The organism is Enterococcus sp. AMC1251 (assembly GCF_058216535.1).
On sequence record NZ_CM177098.1, the window covers coordinates 2,697,907 to 2,715,933 of the forward strand.

General features: G+C 34.5%; 10 protein-coding genes. 1 reads left to right on the forward strand and 9 read right to left on the reverse strand.

Annotated elements, in window-relative coordinates; genetic code table 11:
* Nucleotides 1–122 precede the first annotated feature (122 nt).
* The gene (locus tag AC4BBR_RS12750; RefSeq protein ID WP_490459899.1) at nucleotides 123–1,427 is read left to right on the forward strand and encodes an ISL3 family transposase; all 1,305 of its coding nucleotides are present in this window, start codon (nucleotides 123–125) and stop codon (nucleotides 1,425–1,427) included.
* 171 nt (nucleotides 1,428–1,598) lie between these two features.
* Here AC4BBR_RS12750 and AC4BBR_RS12755 read toward each other — a convergent pair whose 3' ends face one another.
* The 9 genes from AC4BBR_RS12755 to darA all read right to left on the reverse strand — a co-directional run bounded on the left by AC4BBR_RS12755 (nucleotide 1,599) and on the right by darA (nucleotide 18,019).
* Complete coding sequence (locus AC4BBR_RS12755; RefSeq protein ID WP_490459900.1) at nucleotides 1,599–10,463, reverse strand: BspA family leucine-rich repeat surface protein; 8,865 nt, start codon at nucleotides 10,461–10,463, stop codon at nucleotides 1,599–1,601.
* A 316-nt stretch (nucleotides 10,464–10,779) separates the two neighbouring features.
* On the reverse strand, nucleotides 10,780–12,198 hold the full coding sequence (locus tag AC4BBR_RS12760) for a cryptochrome/photolyase family protein (protein ID WP_490459901.1): 1,419 nt from the start codon (nucleotides 12,196–12,198) through the stop codon (nucleotides 10,780–10,782).
* A gap of 99 nt (nucleotides 12,199–12,297) precedes the next feature.
* Nucleotides 12,298–13,440 (reverse strand): DNA polymerase IV, encoded by a 1,143-nt coding sequence (dinB, locus tag AC4BBR_RS12765; RefSeq protein ID WP_490459902.1) that lies wholly within the window; start codon nucleotides 13,438–13,440, stop codon nucleotides 12,298–12,300.
* 45 nt (nucleotides 13,441–13,485) lie between these two features.
* A complete protein-coding gene (locus AC4BBR_RS12770; RefSeq protein ID WP_490459903.1) occupies nucleotides 13,486–14,463 on the reverse strand; it encodes an HD domain-containing protein in 978 nt (325 codons plus the stop codon).
* A 140-nt stretch (nucleotides 14,464–14,603) separates the two neighbouring features.
* The gene (rsmI, locus tag AC4BBR_RS12775; protein WP_490459904.1) at nucleotides 14,604–15,470 is read right to left on the reverse strand and encodes a 16S rRNA (cytidine(1402)-2'-O)-methyltransferase; all 867 of its coding nucleotides are present in this window, start codon (nucleotides 15,468–15,470) and stop codon (nucleotides 14,604–14,606) included.
* 73 nt (nucleotides 15,471–15,543) lie between these two features.
* A complete protein-coding gene (locus AC4BBR_RS12780) occupies nucleotides 15,544–15,891 on the reverse strand; it encodes a DNA replication initiation control protein YabA (protein WP_490459905.1) in 348 nt (115 codons plus the stop codon).
* A complete protein-coding gene (locus AC4BBR_RS12785) occupies nucleotides 15,884–16,723 on the reverse strand; it encodes a PSP1 domain-containing protein (RefSeq protein ID WP_490459906.1) in 840 nt (279 codons plus the stop codon). Before AC4BBR_RS12785 ends, AC4BBR_RS12780 begins: the two co-directional genes overlap by 8 nt.
* A gap of 14 nt (nucleotides 16,724–16,737) precedes the next feature.
* Complete coding sequence (holB, locus tag AC4BBR_RS12790) at nucleotides 16,738–17,688, reverse strand: DNA polymerase III subunit delta' (protein WP_490459907.1); 951 nt, start codon at nucleotides 17,686–17,688, stop codon at nucleotides 16,738–16,740.
* A gap of 1 nt (nucleotide 17,689) precedes the next feature.
* Nucleotides 17,690–18,019: a cyclic di-AMP receptor DarA gene (gene darA / locus AC4BBR_RS12795; RefSeq protein ID WP_069645446.1), complete on the reverse strand. Its 330-nt coding sequence runs from the start codon at nucleotides 18,017–18,019 to the stop codon at nucleotides 17,690–17,692.
* Between the last annotated feature and the right edge of the window lie 8 nt (nucleotides 18,020–18,027).

An 18,027-nucleotide genomic window follows, 5' to 3' on the forward strand; every position in this document is an offset into this window, starting at 1 on the left:
TCTATACTTTCTGATGTTGGTGAAAAATCACCGGCATCTTTTTTAATGCAAAATAGTAGAAAAGACACCCTGATATCCTTTAGAATTAAGTCGTCTAAAACCATTCAAAAGGGGAAATCAAGATGTCCTATACAAATCTTATCAAAAATACATTAGATATTCTAGACGTAAACATTACTTTTAATGAAAACTCTTTAAACAAAGAACGCATCAAAAGACAGATCTGCCACGTATTTTCTGGTACATTGGATTATTTAGCCCACTCTTGTCCTCATTGTGGTGGCAATGAAGACGGATCGATTATTCGCTGGAGCTTTACAACCTGTCTGATTTTACTGAATGATGTCTCTGAGTATCAAACATATTTACGCTTGAAGAAACGCCGTTTTTTCTGCCATTCTTGTACTAAAACCTTTGTCGCTGAAACAAGTCTGATTGAAAAGTGTTGTTCGATCTCAAGGAAAGTGAAGCTTTCTATTGCCGATCGTTTAAGAAAAACCACGTCTATGAGTGAAATTGCCCGTCAAAAGAAAGTCTCTGTTTCTTCTGTTTATCGCGTATTGAAACAGTTTTATGAACCCAAAAAAATCAATCGGCTCACCTTGCCGGAAGTCCTTTGTTTTGATGAATTCAAATCAGTGAAACAAGTCGCTGCTTCTATGAGCTTTATCCTAATGGACGGGCAAACAAGACAGTTAATTGATGTCGTTGAAAATCGGCAACTTCCTTTTTTAGAACGCTATTTCTCACGATTTCCTTTGGCAGTTCGTGAAGGTGTAAAATACATTGTTTGCGATATGTATGCGCCTTATTTTTCTTTAGTTAAGAAACTATTTCCCGAGGCTCAGATTATTCTTGACCGCTTTCATATTGTTCAACACATTGGGCGAACATTCTTAAAACACCGCATTCAACGAATGAATACATTTCTTCACCAGGGAACGGAAGAGGCAAAAAAATATCGTCACTTGAAGAACTATTGGAAACTTCTCCAAAAGAATCAATCAACACTCAATTTTGAAAAATGCCAATGGCGTCCTTCTTTTCGTGCTTATTTAATAGAAACAGAACTCGTAGATCGGTTACTTGCCTATGATAAAGAATTAAAAGCTGGCTATACCTGTTATCAGGATTTTCTCTATGCCATACAGACCAGAGACTACACAAGATTTCACGTGCTTTTAAAACAAGATTATTCTAAGCTTCCAGCCTATTATCAAACGACAATTAATACCTTTAAAAAAGGTCAAACGGGCATTAAAAACGCGTTGGATTTACCTTATTCCAACGGACCGTTAGAGTGCTTGAATAATCATATAAACGTATTGAAAAGAAATGCCTATGGCTTCCGTAACTTCTATAATTTTAAATTGAGAATTACTTTATGCTTTGGCACTGTTCTTTTTCAACCAAATAAAAAGTCCTAGAGGAAAAGACCTCTAAGACTTATAATAAACGATTTAATTCTTTGGATTTTCTTCACCAACATTCGTTGACAAAGAGCCAAATTAGAAAAAATTTTGATCTGCTCTCTTAAATCACTTGAATTTGTTATTTTTAGAAACTGATCTTCTTACTTCTTTGTTAAAAAATTAAGTTTATTTTTTTTCACGTGTATACGCTCCGGGGTGACTTCCATCATAGTTCGTTAGATCTGTCATTTCAAAGGGGGGCCCTGTTTCATTTGGGCAATGCCAATAACCTGTATATGGTTCCTCTTTTTTTGTAGGCATTGCTAAATACCCTGTCCTTTGATTGAATACACTATCTGGTCCTAAGATGATTGTTTCTAGTGCAGTCATATAACCAAACATATAATACGAATCACTCATTTTTCTCGTATTCCAACCAGATATATCCAAAGTCTCTACTTTGGTTAGTCCGTTAAAAGTATCTCTAAAGTTCGTTACATCACTTGTATCTATTTTTTCTAATCCTTCAATTCCTTCTAATTCGGATAAATCGGAGAATAAATAACTTAAATTTTCATTTGCTTTTATTGGCTTCGTAAACTGAATCTTCTTGATTTTTTTCCCTTCTAATTTTGGTTCGATGTTTGTTTTAATATTTAATTTCTCCGTAGAGCCTAATTTTTTCCCATCTTTAAAGATCAGGGTTTGTGTATCTTCTTTCCACTCCCACTGGATGCCAGAAAACTTCGTAAATGTTTTTTCACGTGTATACGCTCCAGGGTGACTTCCATCATAGTTCGTTAGATCTGTCATTTCAAAGGGGGGCCCTGTTTCATTTGGGCAATGCCAATAACCTGTATATGGTTCCTCTTTTTTTGTAGGCATTGCTAAATACCCTGTCCTTTGATTGAATACACTATCTGGTCCTAAGATGATTGTTTCTAGTGCAGTCATATAACCAAACATATAATACGAATCACTCATTTTTCTCGTATTCCAACCAGATATATCCAAAGTCTCTACTTTGGTTAGTCCGTTAAAAGTATCTCTAAAGTTCGTTACATCACTTGTATCTATTTTTTCTAATCCTTCAATTCCTTCTAATTCGGATAAATCGGAGAATAAATAACTTAAATTTTCATTTGCTTTTATTGGCTTCGTAAACTGAATCTTCTTGATTTTTTTCCCTTCTAATTTCGATTCGATGTTTGTTTTAATATTCAATTTCTTCGTAGAGCCTAATTTTTTCCCATCTTTAAAGATCAGGGTTTGTGTATCTTCTTTCCACTCCCACTGGATGCCAGAAAACTTCGTAAATGTTTTTTCACGTGTATACGCTCCGGGGTGACTTCCATCATAGTTCGTTAGATCTGTCATTTCAAAGGGGGGCTCTGTTTCATTTGGGCAATGCCAATAACCTGTATATGGTTCCTCTTTTTTTGTAGGCATTGCTAAATACCCTGTCCTTTGATTGAATACACTATCTGGTCCTAAGATGATTGTTTCTAGTGCAGTCATATAACCAAACATATAATACGAATCACTCATTTTTCTCGTATTCCAACCAGATATATCCAAAGTCTCTACTTTGGTTAGTCCGTTAAAAGTATCTCTAAAGTTCGTTACATCACTTGTATCTATTTTTTCTAATCCTTCAATTCCTTCTAATTCGGATAAATCGGAGAATAAATAACTTAAATTTTCATTTGCTTTTATTGGCTTCGTAAACTGAATCTTCTTGATTTTTTTCCCTTCTAATTTCGATTCGATGTTTGTTTTAATATTCAATTTCTTCGTAGAGCCTAATTTTTTCCCATCTTTAAAGATCAGGGTTTGTGTATCTTCTTTCCACTCCCACTGGATGCCAGAAAACTTCGTAAATGTTTTTTCACGTGTATACGCTCCGGGGTGACTTCCATCATAGTTCGTTAGATCTGTCATTTCAAAGGGGGGCTCTGTTTCATTTGGGCAATGCCAATAACCTGTATATGGTTCCTCTTTTTTTGTAGGCATTGCTAAATACCCTGTCCTTTGATTGAATACACTATCTGGTCCTAAGATGATTGTTTCTAGTGCAGTCATATAACCAAACATATAATACGAATCACTCATTTTTCTCGTATTCCAACCAGATATATCCAAAGTCTCTACTTTGGTTAGTCCGTTAAAAGTATCTCTAAAGTTCGTTACATCACTTGTATCTATTTTTTCTAATCCTTCAATTCCTTCTAATTCGGATAAATCGGAGAATAAATAACTTAAATTTTCATTTGCTTTTATTGGCTTCGTAAACTGAATCTTCTTGATTTTTTTCCCTTCTAATTTCGATTCGATGTTTGTTTTAATATTCAATTTCTTCGTAGAGCCTAATTTTTTCCCATCTTTAAAGATCAGGGTTTGTGTATCTTCTTTCCACTCCCACTGGATGCCAGAAAACTTCGTAAATGTTTTTTCACGTGTATACGCTCCGGGGTGACTTCCATCATAGTTCGTTAGATCTGTCATTTCAAAGGGGGGCTCTGTTTCATTTGGGCAATGCCAATAACCTGTATATGGTTCCTCTTTTTTTGTAGGCATTGCTAAATACCCTGTCCTTTGATTGAATACACTATCTGGTCCTAAGATGATTGTTTCTAGTGCAGTCATATAACCAAACATATAATACGAATCACTCATTTTTCTCGTATTCCAACCAGATATATCCAAAGTCTCTACTTTGGTTAGTCCGTTAAAAGTATCTCTAAAGTTCGTTACATCACTTGTATCTATTTTTTCTAATCCTTCAATTCCTTCTAATTCGGATAAATCGGAGAATAAATAACTTAAATTTTCATTTGCTTTTATTGGCTTCGTAAACTGAATCTTCTTGATTTTTTTCCCTTCTAATTTCGATTCGATGTTTGTTTTAATATTCAATTTCTTCGTAGAGCCTAATTTTTTCCCATCTTTAAAGATCAGGGTTTGTGTATCTTCTTTCCACTCCCACTGGATGCCAGAAAACTTCGTAAATGTTTTTTCACGTGTATACGCTCCGGGGTGACTTCCATCATAGTTCGTTAGATCTGTCATTTCAAAGGGGGGCTCTGTTTCATTTGGGCAATGCCAATAACCTGTATATGGTTCCTCTTTTTTTGTAGGCATTGCTAAATACCCTGTCCTTTGATTGAATACACTATCTGGTCCTAAGATGATTGTTTCTAGTGCAGTCATATAACCAAACATATAATACGAATCACTCATTTTTCTCGTATTCCAACCAGATATATCCAAAGTCTCTACTTTGGTTAGTCCGTTAAAAGTATCTCTAAAGTTCGTTACATCACTTGTATCTATTTTTTCTAATCCTTCAATTCCTTCTAATTCGGATAAATCGGAGAATAAATAACTTAAATTTTCATTTGCTTTTATTGGCTTCGTAAACTGAATCTTCTTGATTTTTTTCCCTTCTAATTTCGATTCGATGTTTGTTTTAATATTCAATTTCTTCGTAGAGCCTAATTTTTTCCCATCTTTAAAGATCAGGGTTTGTGTATCTTCTTTCCACTCCCACTGGATGCCAGAAAACTTCGTAAATGTTTTTTCACGTGTATACGCTCCGGGGTGACTTCCATCATAGTTCGTTAGATCTGTCATTTCAAAGGGGGGCTCTGTTTCATTTGGGCAATGCCAATAACCTGTATATGGTTCCTCTTTTTTTGTAGGCATTGCTAAATACCCTGTCCTTTGATTGAATACACTATCTGGTCCTAAGATGATTGTTTCTAGTGCAGTCATATAACCAAACATATAATACGAATCACTCATTTTTCTCGTATTCCAACCAGATATATCCAAAGTCTCTACTTTGGTTAGTCCGTTAAAAGTATCTCTAAAGTTCGTTACATCACTTGTATCTATTTTTTCTAATCCTTCAATTCCTTCTAATTCGGATAAATCGGAGAATAAATAACTTAAATTTTCATTTGCTTTTATTGGCTTCGTAAACTGAATCTTCTTGATTTTTTTCCCTTCTAATTTCGATTCGATGTTTGTTTTAATATTCAATTTCTTCGTAGAGCCTAATTTTTTCCCATCTTTAAAGATCAGGGTTTGTGTATCTTCTTTCCACTCCCACTGGATGCCAGAAAACTTCGTAAATGTTTTTTCACGTGTATACGCTCCGGGGTGACTTCCATCATAGTTCGTTAGATCTGTCATTTCAAAGGGGGGCTCTGTTTCATTTGGGCAATGCCAATAACCTGTATATGGTTCCTCTTTTTTTGTAGGCATTGCTAAATACCCTGTCCTTTGATTGAATACACTATCTGGTCCTAAGATGATTGTTTCTAGTGCAGTCATATAACCAAACATATAATACGAATCACTCATTTTTCTCGTATTCCAACCAGATATATCCAAAGTCTCTACTTTGGTTAGTCCGTTAAAAGTATCTCTAAAGTTCGTTACATCACTTGTATCTATTTTTTCTAATCCTTCAATTCCTTCTAATTCGGATAAATCGGAGAATAAATAACTTAAATTTTCATTTGCTTTTATTGGCTTCGTAAACTGAATCTTCTTGATTTTTTTCCCTTCTAATTTCGATTCGATGTTTGTTTTAATATTCAATTTCTTCGTAGAGCCTAATTTTTTCCCATCTTTAAAGATCAGGGTTTGTGTATCTTCTTTCCACTCCCACTGGATGCCAGAAAACTTCGTAAATGTTTTTTCACGTGTATACGCTCCGGGGTGACTTCCATCATAGTTCGTTAGATCTGTCATTTCAAAGGGGGGCTCTGTTTCATTTGGGCAATGCCAATAACCTGTATATGGTTCCTCTTTTTTTGTAGGCATTGCTAAATACCCTGTCCTTTGATTGAATACACTATCTGGTCCTAAGATGATTGTTTCTAGTGCAGTCATATAACCAAACATATAATACGAATCACTCATTTTTCTCGTATTCCAACCAGATATATCCAAAGTCTCTACTTTGGTTAGTCCGTTAAAAGTATCTCTAAAGTTCGTTACATCACTTGTATCTATTTTTTCTAATCCTTCAATTCCTTCTAATTCGGATAAATCGGAGAATAAATAACTTAAATTTTCATTTGCTTTTATTGGCTTCGTAAACTGAATCTTCTTGATTTTTTTCCCTTCTAATTTCGATTCGATGTTTGTTTTAATATTCAATTTCTTCGTAGAGCCTAATTTTTTCCCATCTTTAAAGATCAGGGTTTGTGTATCTTCTTTCCACTCCCACTGGATGCCAGAAAACTTCGTAAATGTTTTTTCACGTGTATACGCTCCGGGGTGACTTCCATCATAGTTCGTTAGATCTGTCATTTCAAAGGGGGGCTCTGTTTCATTTGGGCAATGCCAATAACCTGTATATGGTTCCTCTTTTTTTGTAGGCATTGCTAAATACCCTGTCCTTTGATTGAATACACTATCTGGTCCTAAGATGATTGTTTCTAGTGCAGTCATATAACCAAACATATAATACGAATCACTCATTTTTCTCGTATTCCAACCAGATATATCCAAAGTCTCTACTTTGGTTAGTCCGTTAAAAATAGCTCTAAAGTTCGTTACATCACTTGTATTCCAGTTCTTGACATTAAATTTAGTCAGCTGAGAACTATTACTAAAGGTTCCTTGCATACTAGTTGTGTCGCTCACATCTACTTTCTCTAATCCTTCAATTTCTTCTAGTTCAGATAAATCAGAAAATAAATAGTCTAAACTTCCTGAAGCCCTGACAGGTTGAGTAAATACAATCTTTTTAATCTTCTTTCCCGATAAAGTACTCTCTATCTCTGTCTGTATTTTTTTGCTTGAACTAGTGGAAGGGAGAAAATTATTAGTTGAACTTGTTCCGCCTCGAAAAGTAATTGTTTGAGTTGCTCCATTCCATACCCAGAATACATTACCAAATTTTTTAGTCTCTTGTTCTCTTGTATAAGTTCCTGGTTTAGTTCCATCATAGTTATTGACAAACTCTGAACTTGATCCATAGACTACAGTTGGATTTTTTTCTCCATCTGGTCCTACCCAACGTCCTGTATAAGGGTGTTCTTTTTTGTCTACAAGATCTACTCCTTTTTTATATTTCAATCTTGTTTTTGGCCCTAATATTAGGGTGTCTAACGAATTTGAATCATAAAACATCATTTCCAAACTTGCATCTCTTGGAGTTTCCCAATTAGATAAATTCAATGTTTCAATCCCACTATATGAAAAAACACCGCCTAGATTTTTTGCTTTTCTTACATCCCACTCAGATACATCTAAATATTTAAGTTGATATGTTTCAAAAAACATGCTACTCATCGTTTCTACAGAAGTTGTGTCTATTTTATTTAGTCCTTCAATTTCTGTCAACTCTAATAACCAGGAAAACATTAGATTCATAGATTTTGAGGCTTTAATAGGTTGAGTAAACACAATTTTTTTGATTTTTTTCCCAGATAGATTTTTTTCTATTTTCCCTTCTATAGCGTCACTCCAAGAAGTTGTGTCAGGAAGTTTATTGTAAGTATCACTAGCTCCACCTTTAAAAATAACTGTTTGTGTTGCTTCTTCCCATTCCCAAGCAATATCACCAAATCTTTTAGTATTTTTTTCTCTCGTATATGTTCCTGGTTGTGTACCATCATAATCAGGTAAAAAATCCGAAGTAGATTTTATACTAGTAGGGTTGTTTTCACCATTTGGTCCTACCCAAAATCCTGTATATGGAAACTTTTTATTATCCGAAAGACCTGCTTCATCATTCTCACTTACTATTGTTTTCGCACCTAAAACAAGTGTGTCTAAAGATGTCGAAGCTTCAAACATTCCCTTCATCTGGATACCTTTTGTAGTATCCCAGTTAGATAAATCCAATGTCTGAACACCACTATGTGCAAAAGTTCCGTTTAGATTTGTTAGCTTTTTTATATTCCACTTGGCTACATCTATTTGAGTAACTTTTGGGGTATGTGCAAACATATTACTCATTGATGTAACATTTACTGTATTCCAGTTTGAAACGTCCATTTGATTAAGTTTAGGTGTTTTATAAAATACATACCCCATATCCGTAACCTCTGATACATCTAACTTGTCTAATCCTTCAATTTCCGTTAACTCTGATAGATTTGAAAAGAGATAACTCATATTGTTTGGTGCCTTAACTGATTGACTAAACTCAATTTTTTTGATTTCCATCCCAGAAAACTTACTTTCTATCTCTGTCTTTATTGTACTCTCTACATTCGTACTTGGAAAAGTTCCTTCAGTAAATGTCAATTTACGGGTTTTCTCATCAAAAGTCCACTGGCTCGTTCCAAATACTCCTTTTAGAACAGAAGGTTTACCAAATTTTACCTTTATCGTATCACCAGGTGCATCATTTACTTGTACAGCAAATTTAGGCTGTTCCCCTTTAACTATGATATTTGACGGACACGTGTCAAAATCAAAGAGTTCATTTAATCCCTTTTTGAAATAGCTATCTTTACCACTTCCTGGTTCTTTGCTTAATGGTGGATAGCCTTTTATTCCTTCATTTGCCTCTTTTAACGTAACAATTTGTTTTCCATACTCTAAAATATTAAGGTTGTCTCTGTATTCTTCATTAACAGCATAAATAGAAATTCCTTCACTACTGTTCTCGTCTTTACGCCCTTCATCAAATCCGTATATTTTTCTATTTTCGATTAAATAATAGTGTTTTTCTGATGGTGTATTTTCTCCCTCTTTATATACAGGTAGTTTATATATCTTGGAATCTGCCTGATCGCCTGATTTCATAAGAATCTCTTTTTCTTCTGTAATCGTTTCTGTTGCCAATCCCAATTTCATTTTAGAATAAGCATCAAAATGGGCTGGTGTCGCACCAGGAAAATCTCTAGGATTCTTACTGCCATGCTCTCCTACTTTCCCCCAATAACCTGAAGACATCGTACTATGATAACCAATTCCATATCCTTGAATAGAATTACTAGATCCATACAAATCAGGCAAACCTAATGAATGACCAAATTCATGTGCAAATAAACCAATTGTAGTAGGTGTCGCTTTTAGATACGTTCCCCCAACAGTTCCACTTTCACCAGTTGTGTCAGGCTTTCGTTCTACATGTATGAGTTCTCCTGTAGCCATATACCCCTCTGAAAAAACTAACCCTTTTTTAGATGCTATAACTTCAAAACTTTTGTGCGCCCAAATAGATTTGTCCTTTGCATTTGCATGCGTTATTTCAAATCCAGCAAAAACAAAGAGCACGTGAAGCTCATTACTTGTTATTTGACCATTATGATCTTTATCATATACTGATAAATCAATATAGTCTTCCGCTTTTTGGAGTGCTTTCTCCATGTAAGAAGGATCAGGAAATTTAATTTGATAGTTTGTACTCGGATGTTCTTCCTCTAAAGATACTTTTACGATCCCTGTTTCCTCTTTAAACTGACTTGTTTGAGCAGGCAAAATATTGATTCTATCTTGTGTGGCCTCTTTATAATAGGTTTTTAGTGTTTTATCGTCTGGATTTTCTCCAAAAAATTTGTTCCGCCATTCAGGAATACTTACTGGTTCAGTATCCGATGCAAGTAACTTTCGATTGCTAAATTCAACCATAACAACTAAAATATTTTGATCTCTCTCAAGAGAACCTTGCTCTGATTTCATTCTGCTTTGGTGATCGTGTTCATTCGGTTGAATAGTTAAGGAATGGACATCCTTTTCTTTCAACGTTCCTTTCGGTTTTTGATCAATTTGATATTTTTTTCCAGTAGATTCTAAAGCTGTATCAGTTTCATTCTTTTTTGCGTAGTACCAATAGCTATCACTTTCTTGAATCAAAACTTCAGATGTTTGACTCGCAATAACATAGTGCAAAAACTCATTTCCTCTTAGCTCCCCTTTAAATGTTACACCATTTGGCTGTTCAAAGGATATCTCTCCAAGATTTGGATCAACCACACCAGCATGTACAGTCTTTGGAGTCCATCCTAATAATAATAAACAGACTGCGCCAATAAAATAGAAATACTGTAACTTCCAACTTCCTTTTCTTTTTTTCACCTTTTTTACCTCCCTTTATTAAGTAATAAAAATTATCAGAATTATATTACTTAGTATAATTATACCAAATTTTTTAATAGCTTTAAATAAACACCATAAGATTGATTAATATTTTTAAAAAGTAATTATTATTATATTTTATATGTAATAATAATTACTTTTTTAAATCAAAAAATATTAATCAATAATATATATATAAGTATTATAAATATAATAATATGTTTTTTAAAACATAAAAGAAAACAAATCCAATCTTGAGTATAAATCGTTAAGATTGGATTTGTTTTCTCATGAAAATTATTGAAGATATTTTTGTTTACAGAGAATTTGTTTTAAAAAAATCCAGGATTTCTGAACGGATTTTACGATGATCCACCATTGGATTGGGATAATCTTCACCAATAGAAACACCTATAGATTTTTGTAATTCTACTGACATCTTATTTGGATCATGAATATATTTATTTGGCACATCTTGCAATTCTGGAATAAATTGACGAATAAAATCACCCTGAGAATCAAACTTTTCACCTTGGGTTGTAGGATTGAATATTCGAAAATAAGGAACTGCATCTGTTCCTGTAGAAGCCGCCCACTGCCAACCACCAATATTACTTGCAGTATCATAATCAATCAATTTTTGTTGAAAGTATTCTTCACCTAGACGCCAATCAATCATTAAATCTTTCGTCAAAAATGACGCTACAATCATTCGCAAACGGTTGTGCATCCAACCAGTCTGATTCAATTGTCTCATTCCAGCATCTACAATGGGAAAACCCGTCTGACCATTTTTCCACTGGTCAAAAGTTTCTTGTTTATAATTCCAATGCAGTTGTCTGTATTGCTCTTTGATTTCTTGCGTTTTTTGTTTAGGATTCTCATAATATATCATATTATAAAAATCTCGCCAGCACAGTTCTGAAATGAAGGTTTGACGACCATCGGAATCTGGCTCAGCACTAAGAGCGTACCAGACTTTGCGAATTGATAATTCGCCAGTCCTTAAAAATCTGGATAATTTGCTTGTTTGATCTGAAAACGGATAATCTCGTCCTTTTTGATAATCATGTAGATGATTTTTTATAAAGTTTTTTAAATAGCTTTCAGCCACAGCTTCTCCACATTCATACTCAAACGGCAATTCTATTGCTTCAATAATTCGCTTAAATTGTTTCTCACCCTCATTAAATAGAGGATGTGTAATTTTTTTAAATGGACCAACAATCTTTGAAGATTTTTGATAGAGGCGTTTAGGCATGGTTAACCATTTTCTAAAATAGGGTGTGAAGACTTTATAACTTTCACCTGTTGGCTTTTTTACTTCCTCCACACCATGCAAATGACTATCTTGATAAGAACATACCTGAATTTGGTTATTCTCAAAAAAAGCAGTCATTTTTTGATCTCGTTCCCTACCAAAACCACGTTCATCTTTATTAAAATATACTGCATTCCACTCTTGAAACTCTTTTTTCAATTCTTTAAAATTTTCTTCCAAATTTCCATATACGAAATGAATCGTTATATTATTTTTTTTAGCATTTTCATAAAAAGTAGCTAGACTAAAGAAAAAAGCATCTTGATTATAACTATTTTCTAAAAACTGTAACGGATTCAATTGAAAAACACAAATCAGTTCATCTGTATCTTTGCAATTCTCCAGCATTTTGTTAAATGCTGTATTATCGTCTAAACGAAGATCTTTGCGAAACCACATAATTGTTTTGCTCATTGAATCTTCCTTTCGTATTTATGAATAGATCGTAGCATAAAAATTAATTTATAACCAAAATTTCAAAAAATTTTGCTCCGAAAATATCCGTCCAAAAAATTAATTTTTTTCACTCTCTTCAATTCGTTTTTTTTCCCATAAAGGCAAAACTATATTTTCATAAGCCATTGGATCAAGATTCGTCAATGTTATCCCCAATAAACGAATGCCTTGTTCCAAACCAAGAATATCTTCCCAAATTAAATTTGCTTGATAATATAGTTCTTCTTTTTTAGAAATATACTCTGGTAATGTCTGGCGTTTTGTAACTGTTGTATAATCTGCATAGCGAACTTTCAATACAACGGTCTTCCCATGTTTTTGAACTCTTTCTAAAGACTCTTCTACTCGTTCTGCTAATTGTCTTAATTGCGCAGTTACTTGCGCTTCAGTCGTTAATGGTGTGCCATATGTATGTTCTTTCCCTACAGATTTACGATCTCTTGTTATGTTTACTGGAGAATCATGAATTCCACGAACTTTTCTGTAAAGAGAATAACCCATTTTACCAAAATTACGGATTAGCGCCATCTCATCTTGTCTGTATAGATCTTCACCAGTGTAAATGCCTAAATCATGCATTTTAGGAACTGTTTTTTTTCCTACTCCGTGAAATGCTTCGATCGGTAAAGTTTTCAAAAATCCTTCCGCATCATCAGGCATCACAACTGTTAACCCTTTTGGTTTTTGAAAATCAGAAGCTAATTTTGCTAAAAATTTGTTATAACTTATACCTGCCGAACAAGTTAACTGTAATTCGTTCCAGATATCGTATTGAATTAACTTCGCAATTTTGATAGCTGATTTGCTACCGATTTTATTTGTCGTTACATCTAAATAAGCCTCATCTATTGAAACTGGTTCGATAATATCTGTATATCGGCAAAAAATTTTTCTGATTTTCTGAGAAATTTCAGAGTATTTTTCATAATTACCTGGTTTAAAAATAGCGTCAGGACATAATTCATACGCTTTTTGAGCACTCATTGCAGAATGTATACCAAACTTACGCGCTTCATAATTTGCTGTAGTCACAACACCTTTACCACCTGTGTCACTGGGATGACGCGCAATTACTAGCGGATGTCCAACTAGTTCAGGATGATCACGTTCTTCTACTGAAGCGAAAAATGCATCCATATCGATATGAATAATTTTACGGGAAGTATCTTTTTTCAAGGGAAAGCGCAGTTCACTTATCATAATCGCCATCCTCCTTTCAAATAGGTACAACGTATCATCTGCTCCTTAATCCAATTTAAGAAAAATTCCCTTTTCATTATCAGCAAGTATTTTTTCAATCTTTAGTTGAGCGACTTTTGATACATCAGACACTGAAACAACTTTACCAGAGATTTTTATTAAAGGATTAACAAATCGCTTTTTTTTCTTTTGCCAGATATCATAAGTATCTTCACTAGAACAAACACTATATTTTGGCGGATTCTCTATTTTTTCCACTAGTTGAGCGACTTCTATGGACGGACTTGATTTTAGCTTTTTAAAAAATAACGAATCGGTCTCCATTAAATCTTCCAACGTAACTTCATGTGTTTCTAGCCCAAGACGAATTGCTTTTGCCATCCATTCATAGCCGCAAATATTTCGAGGATCGTAAAAAAAGTCAATCACTACTTTTTGGTACTGATCTATCATCCAAATTGCCCATTCGATTGAATCTAAAACAATCTTATCCTCTATAATAGTAATTGAATTCAAAAATTGCTGGATTTCATTTATTGGAACGGAAAAATAACGATATACTTCTCTCAATGTATAATCGATTCTGTCACAACATAATAAAGGCGCTTTTTGTTCAAGTAACGGCCATTGTTCATCTTCAAATAGAATTGTCTGATAATCAAAATTATACTGCTTTAATAAAGTAGGAATAGCTGAATGCTCAATGAATTGTGCCTTGATTTTCTCATGGTAATCTTCGGTTTTATTCGTTAAAGCTAGATCAATTACATGTGAAAAAGCAGTGTGTGACACATCATGCAGTAATCCTGCAACTTGCTCTTCCAATGTACCGCCAAGTCTTCTGATCAACAGCATAACACCAATACAATGTTCATATCTTGTCTCATTCCAAAACGGATAAATTAAAAAAGCTGGCCCAGCCATATGAACATCTTTTAACCGTTGTATCTCTTCTGATAAAATCAATGCTTCTAGAACTTCTTCAACTTCAAATGAACCGTATAAAACATCTTCGACAATCATCTATTTCTCCTCTAAAAATCCCACTATCTTTAAAAACATTATACACGAACATTCGTTCCTTCACAACTTGTTTTATTCTAAAAGAGCAGAGTCATTTCCAACTCTATTTTATTATTGAAATGATTGTTTCTTGATTAAACTTAATTGACATGAAATTCTTTATACACATCTTGTTTTTTTAATCCCCGCAGCTTTGCAACTTCTTTGATCGCTTCCTTAGAAGAACTTCCCGTATTTATCAATACATCAATATGCTCCTTGACCGAAAGTTCTAAATCCACATGTTCTACTAATTCCGATCCATCAGCACCTTCAACTAAAAGACAACACTCACCTTTTAACGTGTGCTCCGCCAAATAATCTCTCAATTCAGCCAAAGTACCTCGAATATATTCTTCATGAAGTTTCGTCAATTCACGGCAAATCACAGCTTTTCGTTTTTCACCAAATACTTCTGAAAAATGGTCTATTGTCTTAGTAATCCGATGTGGTGATTCGTAAAAAATTTGTGTTGACGATGTCCTTTTCAATTTCTCTAAAGTCTCAATTTGTTCTTTTTTCTTTCTGGGCAAAAATCCATGAAATGTAAATGGTTGGGGGGATAATCCCGAAGCAATTAGTGCTGTGATTCCTGCGGTAGGACCAGGTAAAGCGATTACTTTAATCCCCACTTCGATACATGCTTCAACCAATTCATGACCTGGATCACTAATAGACGGCATTCCCGCATCACTGACTTGAGCAATCATCTCGCCAGATTCTAGACGTTCTATAAATTGTGGAATCCGTTCTTTATAATTATGTTCATGAAAACTGATTTGAGGCGTTTTGATTTCAAAGTGATTGAGTAACTTTTGCGTATTTCTAGTATCTTCGCTCGCAATGATCGTTGCTTCTTTTAAACTATTAATACACCGAAAACTCATATCTTCTAAATTTCCGATTGGCGTCGGCACTAAATAGAGTTTGCCAATGTTAGATGAATCAAAACTTTTTTGTTTTTGCATAGCGGCTCCTTTTCAACACTGAGATTGGTAATTGTAAAAAGACTGAGACAAATTTTGTCACAGCCTCTAAAATTTATTTGTATCGTTCACCATAAATAACATCTAAACAAAACGCACATTCTTCGTCATTTTCACGGCGTGAGCCATACAAAATGTTACAGACATGAAATCCTTCTTCATAAAGCTTTTCTAAATTCATGCGAGATTTGGATAACTCTTGCTTGGCTGGATCATTAGGATCATTCGCTAATTTAGTCAACTCTTGCAAATGTTCCCGTAAGCGTTGATTTTCGATTTCAAGTGTTGTATTTTTTTCAACTAACTCGTGAAGTGCTTCTTTAATCTCTGATAATTGTCCCAAAGTTCCTTGTAGATCTGTCTCTAAAGAACTAAGACCATCGTATAAAGAACGTTTATCCATTATGATCACCTTTTTCGGCTTGTGCTTTTTGCGTTGCTTCTTTAATTTCATCATAATCATATTCTACAGCTATCTCTCGACCAACTAAACGGACTTTGATGATACGGCTCAACAAATTCAAACCGACTACTCGACCTTTACCATCTGGCGTCAACACATCTTTACCGTAATCAGGTAATTCCTTTTTCGCTGCTTCGTATTCATCATTTTCGTATTTTAAACAACACATCAAGCGCCCGCATAAACCAGAAATTTTTACAGGATTCAATGATAATCCTTGATCTTTCGCCATTTTGATCGATACTGGCATAAAATCACCTAAAAAAGTTGAACAGCACAATTGTCTACCACATGGACCAATTCCACCTAAAATTTTTGCTTCATCTCTAACACCGATTTGACGTAATTCGATTCTCGTACGGAAGATTGCCGCCAAATCTTTAACCAACTCACGGAAGTCAATTCGACCATCTGCTGTAAAATAAAAAACCATTTTGCTGCGGTCAAACGTATATTCAACACGAATCAATTTCATTTCTAATTCGTGTGCCCGTATTTTTTCCTTAGCCACACTTAATGCAGCTGTTGCATCAGCTACATTCTTTTGTTCCTTTTCTAAATCAGTTTCTGAAGCTTTATTTAAAATGGGTTTTAAATCCTCAGGTAAATCTTCAGGATCAATCGTTTTTTTCGGTATCGCAACTGTGGCAAGCTGTTTAGACTGCTGTGATTCCACAAGTACTTTATCATTGTAAAAATACTCTGATTTTCCAGGAGCAAAATAATAGATATGACCTGCTTCACGGAAGCGAACTCCTACTACTTCTACCATTTTCATCCTCCTATTTATGTTTTAGGGTGAATCATTCGTATCACTAATTGCTCACAAACACTTTGAAAGCTGACATTCGCTTCCCACTTTTGTCGCGCTTTTAAAATCAGTTCAACTCGTTGTGCTTGTTGTTCTATCACACGTTTGAGCTGTTCAGTCGCTACACTTTCAGTGAGTTGCTTACGGTAATAAGCAAGTAATAAATCAAAATTCAACTCTTGTTGTTCTTTTTCTTTGAAAGTTTTGATCATTTTTTTTTGAACATAGACAAAAGCCTGTAAATCATCTTTTATCATATAATCAAACCATCGTTGAGTAATTTCCCTAGCTTCATTAAACCATTCATCTTGCGAGATTTCAACTGCTTTGTCAAAACTATTTGTCAACTCAGCTAAAAGATTGGCGATATTTTTATTGATTCCAGATTCTATTAAAGAATGTACTAATTTTTCTTTCACTAAAGGTTGAAAATGAAGAACCTGACACCGCGATTGAATCGTCGGTAAAATTTTCGCTAAAGACGTCGTCTCTAATATCGCTAAAACCTTTCCTTCTGGCTCTTCTAGAAATTTTAATAAACTGTTCGCTGCGCCAATGCTCATTTTATCCGCTTGTTCGATCAAGAAGACTTTTTGAGCAGTCTCTACTCCGCTTTTGCTAAATTCTGCTTTTAATGCTCTGATTTGATCAACTTTAATTGTTTGACCATCCGGTACAACCCGTAATACATCAGGGTGTTCATTATCATTAATACGTAGACAATTATTGCACTGATTACAAGGATTGTTCTCCGTCAGATTCGTACAGAAAATATGTTTTGCCATCCATAAACCAAATTCTTTTTTACCAGTTCCTGTATCACCTTCAAAAAGATAAGCATGGGCAAGTCGACCATGCTCGAAACTTTTTTGAAGTTGCTGGTAAAGCAACGGTTGTTGTTCTTTTAAAACTTGTACTTCTTTCATCTTAATATTGATGGAATCCTTCTACAGGAAGAACAAAGACAGTTGCACCGCCTACTTCAACCTCGACAGGATAAGGAACTTGTCCATCCATCGTAATATCTAGTGTTACAGGAGTTGACACATATTGTTTACGAGATTGGCACGTTTTTTTGATCAATTCCAATGCTTCATCCACACGATCATCATCGATCCCTACAATAAATGTACTATTTCCAGCTTTTAAAAAGCCACCTGTTGATGAGAGTTTTGTCGCACGAATATTAGCATCAATAAGTTCATTGGCTAAACGGTTACTATCTTTATCTTGGACAATCGCTAAAATAATTTTCATATTCGGTC